Source organism: Streptomyces sp. BE20 (assembly GCF_036322525.1).
Lineage (GTDB): Bacteria > Actinomycetota > Actinomycetes > Streptomycetales > Streptomycetaceae > Kitasatospora.
On record NZ_JAQYWW010001136.1, the window covers coordinates 1 to 596 of the forward strand.

Annotated in this window: 1 protein-coding gene; it reads left to right on the forward strand. The window is 71.8% G+C overall.

The features are described 5' to 3' along the window. The coding region (locus PUR61_RS36300) for a glycoside hydrolase family 15 protein (protein WP_329883824.1) at positions 1 to 596 on the forward strand (596 nt) is incomplete at both ends.

A 596-nucleotide genomic window follows, 5' to 3' on the forward strand; every position in this document is an offset into this window, starting at 1 on the left:
ACCGGCGGCATCGTCGCGGCCCCCACCACCTCACTGCCCGAGGACATCGGCGGCGAGCGGAACTGGGACTACCGCTACACCTGGCTGCGGGACGCCGCGATCACCCTCTCCTCCCTGCTGCGCACCGGCTACCGGGACGAGGCCAAGGCCTGGCGCGAGTGGCTGCTGCGCGCGGTCGCCGGAGACCCGGAGAACCTGCAGATCATGTACGGCATCGCCGGCGAGCGCGAGCTCACCGAGTCCTCCCTCGACTGGCTGCCCGGCTACGAGGGGTCCCAGCCGGTCCGGGTCGGCAACGGCGCGGCCGGTCAGCTCCAGCTGGACGTCTACGGCGAGGTCGTCGAGGCGCTGCACCTGGCCCACATGACCGGACTGGTCCGCAACGACCACGCCCACCACCTCCAGCTGCGCCTGATCGAGTACCTGGAGGACCACTGGACCGAGCCCGACGAGGGCATCTGGGAGGTCCGCGGCCCGCGCCGGCACTTCGTCCACTCCAAGGTGATGGCCTGGGTGGCGGTGGACCGCACCATCAAGCTGCTGGAGCAGAACCCCGAGGACGCGCCCGCCGACGGCCACCTGGAGCGCTGGCGGGA